Here is a 6,207-nt window from a genome sequence, read left to right as displayed (position 1 = left end):
GCCTCGGCCTCGGCGCACTGATTTCGGGATTTCTGGCTGAATACGAGCCATGGCCGTTGCGGCTGATCTTCATCGTCTATCTGGCAGCACTTGTGGTGGTGACGATCCTGGTCTGGCGCATTCGCGAAACGGTGGCGAAGCCGGACGGCCTCGGGGGGATCTCCTTGCGGCCGCGACTTTCCGTCCCGGAGGAAATCCGTGCGCGCTTCGTCGCGCCGGCGGTGACCGGCTTCGGCGCGATGGCGCTGGTCGGGTTCTACGCCGCGTTGGCGCCGAGCATCCTGGCGCAGCAGCTGCATGAGACCAACCATGCCGTCGCCGGCGCGCTGTTCTTCGAGCTGGCGATCGTCACCGCGATCAGCATTGTCGTTCTGATGCACATGAAGAGCAGCAAGGCGATGCTGGCTGCGCTGGCATTGATGATCCCAAGCGTCTCGTTGGTGATGGCGGCGCAGATATTGGCCTCGATGGCACTGATGGTTGCTGCGACGGCCTGTTGCGGCGTTGCGGCGGCGCTTGGTTACCGTGGCGGCCTGCAAGTGGTGAACGAGATCGCGCCCAAGGATCGTCGCGCCGAAGTGGTGTCCAGCTTCTTCATCTGCTGCTTTGTCGGCAACGCCTTGCCCGTCATCGGCATCGGCATCGTTTCGACCTATGCCAGTCCCGTCGCTGCCAGCCTGGCGTTCGCCGGCATGATCGTGGCGTTTTCGTTGGTGGCGCTGGCTTTTGGGCTGAAACGGCGTTGAGGCCTGGAGCGGTCCAGCGGAACCGGGCTTCAGCCGTTCGGTGTTTCAGGCGAAAGATGCGCGCGTCCGCGCGGCACGCCAAGACCGGTGTCCGGCGGCTCGCCGGCGGCCGGCCTGTCCTCGATCATGTGCGTGGTGCGCCAGCGGCCGAAACGATAGTAGGCCGCCGCCAGTACAAGCGAGCTGATCGAACCCGCCGGGAAGCTCCACCACAGCGCTTCCTCGCCGATCACGCCACGCATGAAATAGGCAAAGCCGGTGCGCACGACCAGCACCGAGATGACCAGGATGATCAGCGGCGGCATCACGGCACCCGTGGCTCGTACGGTGGCAAACAGCACGATGGTTATGCCGAACAGGATGAACGACCACGAGGCGACATTGTTGATGTGGACGGCGATGTCGATCGCCGCGCTGTCGCGGCTCAGGAACAGGCTCAGCACCGAACGGTCGAAAACCGACAGCACGGCAACCAGCGCGCCGGTCAGGACCAGGTTGAAGCCGACGCCGGAGGCGGCGATGCGGCCGATCCGGTCCCAGCGCCCGGCGCCGACATTCTGCGCCGCCATCGAGGAAACGGCGGCGCCGATGGCGAGCGCCGGCATCTGGATGTAGGTCCACAGCTGGGCGGCGATGCCGTAGGCGGCGGCGACCTGTGAGCCGTAGGAATTGACGATGCCCATCACCGTCAGTGCCGCCGCCGAAATGACGATCATCTGCAGGCCCATCGGCACGCCCTTGAAGACGACGATGCGCAGCAAGGTGGGATCGGGCCGCAACAGAGCGAGATTGGCGCCGGCCAGCCGCAGCGGATGCTTGCGCACATAGAGAACGATCAGGATGGCGATCACGCTTACCGTCTGGCCGATCAGCGTGGACGTGGCGGAGCCCGCGATGCCGAGTTCGGGAAACGGTCCGATGCCGGCGATGAGCAATGGGTTGAGCACGATGTCGAGGACGACGGCCAGCGCCATGAAGAAGAAGGGGGTGCGTGAATCGCCGGCACCGCGCAGCACGGTCATGACGAAGGACAGAAGGTTCATCATCGGCACGGCGACGAAGATGATGCGCAGATAGGAGCGCGCCAGCGGCAAGGCGTCGGCCGGTGTGCCGAGCGTGTTGAGAATGGCGTCAACCCAGATCCAGCCGCAGACCGCGAAGATAACCGAGACGAGGAAGAAGAACGTCGCGCTGGTGCCGACAATGCGGCGCGCCTCGGGCAGGTCGCGGGCACCGACCGACTGGGCCACCAGGATGGTGGCCGCCATGCCGATGCCGAACACGGTGCCGAGGATCAGGAACAGGACGAGGTTGGCGTTAGAGGTGGCGGTCAGCGCCGATTCGCCGAGAAAACGGCCGACCCAGACGGCGTTGATCGAGCCGTTGAGCGACTGCAGCACGTTGGAGCCGAGCACCGGCAGGGCGAACAGCAGAAGCGTGCGCGGGATCGGGCCGCTGGTCAGGTCGCCGGTGCGCCGGCGCGCGGGCATTTTTTCGTCCATGGCGGGCAACTCGGCGGATGGTGATTTGGATCCAGTCCACGATGATATCGCAGGCGGGACCGAGATGCACCCTTGCGAACGCGCCGCACTGAAAGCCGCTGCTTCGTTCATGCCCAGCCGCGAGCCCCAGCGGACGCGCCAAGCGCGCCCGCCCGGGCAGTGGTGGTTACTTCCTGGCGAGACCCGGCAGCGTGACCTGATAGACCAGGAACATGGTGTCGACATCGGCGCCGTCTTCCGCCTTGTAGGGTGCGCCGACCTGAAAACCGTCCTGGGCGAGGAAGTCGTTGTCGTTGGCGACGAACAGGAAGTAGTCGTCGGGCAGCTTCGGATCGAGAACGCTGACCACCGACATCGCCTCCCACTTCTCCGACAGGTTGTTCTTGTCGTTCGGCGCGCCATTGTGCAGGCCGAAGCGGCCGAGTTCGCCCTTGTCGTTGATGTCGATGAACGGCGTCAGCTTGGCCGGCATCACCGACGGGTCGAGCACGCCCTTGGGCGCCAGCGGCTTGTCGGCGGCATCGAAGGCGCCGCCGGCGATGTCGGTCGCGGCCGAGACGTCGACGACGAAGATCTGGCGCACCAGCGAGGTGTCGCCCTTCAGCCCCTGGCCGTTGCCGCTGTCGCGCGCCAGCATCAGGAAGGTCTTGTCGGAGAGCGCCACGATCTCGCTCTGCGCGGCGATCTTGGTCTTGCCCTTGGCATCCTTGAACACCGGCAACGGCACGACATACTCATGCGCCAGTTTGAGGTGGGCGAGGTCGGACGCGTCATAGACCAGCGCACGCGTGTTCTGGCGCGTCGCGGGCGAATCGCCGCCATCCTGCCGGGGCGCCGATTGCAGCACCGCGATCAGGAACTTGCCGTCCGGCGTCATCGCCATTCCCTCCAGGCCCTGGTTGTTCTGGCGGCCGGTCTCGGGGTCCTTCGGATCGGGCTCGGCGGCACCGGGTCCCGGATTGTCCGAGGCGAAGTTCGGCGTGCCGTGGCGCATCGGCACGAAGGCGGCCGGTGGCTGGGTTGCCGACAGCAGATGCCCGTCGGCGGAAAACCGATAGATGTTCGGGCCGTATTCGTCGGAGATGAACATCGAACCATCGGGCAGCCGCACGATCGCCTCGTTGTCGAGCGCCAGCTTGCCATTGTCGGCTTGCGGCAGGATCGGCATGTCGCCGCTTGCCGCGCGCACGCCGTTGAGTGGGTCGAGGCCTGTGGCATCAGCCCCCTTGTCGTCGGTGAGAAGCATGGTGTCGGCGAGCGTTGCCTTGACGCCCGTCTGCTCCTGGCCGGCAGCAGGTGCCGCGCCCGGTGCGACCGGAGCAAATTCGATGGCGATCGTGTTGAGGCGCGGCCGGTAGTCGGTGGTGCCGACGACATTGTAGCCACGGTCCGGCAACAGCCAGAGCGAACCCCTGTAGCCGGCGGTGTCATGCGTCCAGCCTGATGCGTCGATCGCCATGCCGGAACCCGAGCCGAAGGTCTCGCCGAACTTGTCGCGCTGAGCGGCCGGGATGCGGCCGACGCCGACCAGCCCCTTGTTGACGAGGCCGCCGACGGTCGCGGTGCTGTCGGCGAGCGCCGGCGCCAAGGCGGTGAACAAGGCCAGCGCGACGCCAAGCGACGCGGGTCGATACAGGTGCTTCATGGATAATCCTCTTTGTGACGGATGTGCCGGAGCGGCCGCGGGACGAAAAACTGAAAGAGGTGCGACATCGATGATGCTGCGCAAGCCTCCCCGAAATGCGGTCTACGGCGCGAACATGATGCTTGCGTGACAGCGCGCAGTGCATGCCGGCGGTCGACGAAAAACGATGCGCGCGCCGGCACTGGACACTTATGTCTAGTAGATATATGCTCCAGTCTTCGGACCAACCGTGGAGGGGAAGCCTTGAAGTCGCACTACCGCGCAGTCGTCATCGGAGGTGGCGTGGTCGGAGCCTCGGTGCTCTATCACCTGACGCGGTTCGGCTGGAGCGATGTGGCGCTGATCGAGCGCGCAGAACTGACGGCCGGTTCGACCTGGCACGCGGCGGCAGGCTTCCATGCGCTCAACGCCGATCCCAACGTGGCGGCGCTGCAGGACTACACCATCAATCTCTACCGGGAGATCGAGGCCGAATCCGGCTGGGATATCGGCCTGCACATGACGGGCGGCGTCAACATCGCCAGCGATCCCGCGCGCTGGGAGTGGCTGAAATCAGCCTGGGCCGTGTTCCAGTCTGTCGGCATCGAGACCGCGCGCCTGGTCACGCCCGACGAGATCAAGGCGATCTGCCCGATCGTCGACGTCACCGGCGTGCTAGGCGGCCTGCATGATTCCAACGAGGGTCACCTCGACCCGTACGGCACCACGCATGCCTATGCGGGTGCTGCGAAGAAGCGCGGCGCCGACATCATCTTGCGCAACCGGGTCGTCGAGCTGAAAGCACGTGCCGACGGGCGCTGGGACGTCATCACCGAGCAGGGCACCATCATCGCCGAGCATGTCATCAATGCCGGCGGGCTGTGGGCGAAGCAGCTCGGCCGCATGGCCGGCGTCGACCTGCCGGTGACGCCGATGGAGCACCACTATTTCATCACCGATGACATTCCGGAGATCGCAGCACTTGACAGGGAAATCGGCATCGCCGTCGATCTCGACGGCTTTTCATACCTGCGGCAGGAGCGCAAGGGTGTGCTGCTTGGCGTCTATGAGCAGAACCCAAAGCACTGGAACATGGACGGAGCGCCGTGGGACTACGGCATAGAGCTGATCCCGGAAGACATCGACCGCATCAGCCCGGAACTCGCCAAGGCGCATGAGCGCTTCCCTTGCCTGGCGACGGCCGGTATCCGCAAATGGGTCAACGGCGCCTTCACCTTCACGCCGGACGGCAATCCGATTGTCGGGCCGGTGCGCGGCCTGAGGAACTACTGGGTCGCCTGCGGCGTCATGGCCGGTTTCAGCCAGGGCGGCGGCGTCGGCAAGTCGCTGGCCGAATGGATGATTTTCGGCGAACCGCAGGCCGACATCTTCGGCATGGATATCGCTCGCTACGGTGCCTTCGCCGCCAACCGCGAATATCTCAGGCAGACGACGCGCCAGTTCTATTCGCGCCGGTTCGTCATGACCTTTCCCAATGAACGGCTGCCCGCCGGCCGGCCGCTGAAACGCCCCGGCGCCTATGACGGCATGAGCGCGGCGGGATGCGAATGGACGGCTTCCTGGGGGCTGGAAATCCCGGCCTATTTCGCGCCGATGGGATTTGCCGAGAGCACGACGCTGCGGCGCTCCAACGCCTTCGACATCGTCGGCGAGGAGGCGCTGCAGGTGCGGCGCGCCGCCGGCCTGGTCGATATCTCGGCCTATGCGCGCTATGCGGTGTCGGGGCTGGGTGCGGAGGCGTGGCTGGACCGGCTGCTCGCCTGCCGATTGCCGAAGCCGGGGCGGGCCGGCCTGGCGCCGATGCTCGGCCATGACGGACGGCTGAAGGGCGACCTCACCGTCTTCAACTGGGGCGGCGGCTCTTATTGGCTGATGGGCTCCTACTATCTCCGGGAATTCCACATGCGCTGGTTCGAGAGCCATGCGGCGGAGGGCGTCACCATCGCCGACCTCTCCGACACGATGAGCGGCTTCCTGCTCACGGGGCCGAATGCGCGGGAGATTCTGGAGCGCACGACGCATCAGGATGTTTCCGGCGCAGCATTGCCGTTCATGGCCTGTGGCGCATTCGACATCGGTATGGTGCAGGCACGTGTGGCGCGGCTGTCGATCGCGGGCGAACTCGGCTTCGAAATCAGTTGCCCCGTGACCATGCACGCCACTCTGCGCGACACGCTGCTGGCTGCGGGCGAGGATCTGGGCCTTGCTGAAATCGGCTACTATGCGCTCAATGCGCTGCGGCTGGAGAAGAGCTTTGGCATCTGGTCGCGTGAATTCACGCAAGGCTATACGCCGGGCCAGACCGGTCTCGACC

4 protein-coding genes are annotated in these 6,207 nt (G+C 65.5%); 2 read left to right on the top strand and 2 right to left on the bottom strand.

The annotated features are described in order from the left end of the window. Window positions 1–746, top strand: a 746-nt coding sequence (locus EN955_RS33230) for an MFS transporter (RefSeq protein ID WP_164769953.1), incomplete at its 5' end; no start/stop codon positions are given. Window positions 747–775: 29 nt separating this feature from the next. Here EN955_RS33230 and EN955_RS33225 read toward each other — a convergent pair. Both EN955_RS33225 and EN955_RS33220 read right to left on the bottom strand, forming a co-directional pair. Continuing rightward, the gene (locus EN955_RS33225; protein ID WP_224621288.1) at window positions 776–2,236 is read right to left on the bottom strand and encodes an MATE family efflux transporter; all 1,461 of its coding nucleotides are present in this window, start codon (window positions 2,234–2,236) and stop codon (window positions 776–778) included. Between the two features lie 178 nt (window positions 2,237–2,414). After that, window positions 2,415–3,893 (bottom strand): esterase-like activity of phytase family protein, encoded by a 1,479-nt coding sequence (locus EN955_RS33220; protein ID WP_024501444.1) that lies wholly within the window; start codon window positions 3,891–3,893, stop codon window positions 2,415–2,417. A gap of 243 nt (window positions 3,894–4,136) precedes the next feature. Between EN955_RS33220 and EN955_RS33215 the strand changes: the two genes are divergently transcribed. Further along, window positions 4,137–6,207, top strand: a 2,071-nt coding sequence (locus EN955_RS33215) for an FAD-dependent oxidoreductase (protein ID WP_164769952.1), incomplete at its 3' end; no start/stop codon positions are given.

The sequence above is a fragment of the Mesorhizobium sp. M7A.F.Ca.CA.001.04.2.1 genome (assembly GCF_003998485.1).
Taxonomy (GTDB): Bacteria; Pseudomonadota; Alphaproteobacteria; order Rhizobiales; family Rhizobiaceae; genus Mesorhizobium; species Mesorhizobium ciceri.
The sequence above is the reverse complement of the archived record's forward strand: the minus strand, read 5'-3'. Positions and strand labels throughout refer to the sequence as shown.

Coding starts and splice junctions, on each gene's coding strand:
- EN955_RS33225 (WP_224621288.1), bottom strand. CDS start 2,236: ATGCCCGCGCGCCGGCGCACCGGCGACCTGACCAGCGGCCCGATCCCG.
- EN955_RS33220 (WP_024501444.1), bottom strand. CDS start 3,893: ATGAAGCACCTGTATCGACCCGCGTCGCTTGGCGTCGCGCTGGCCTTG.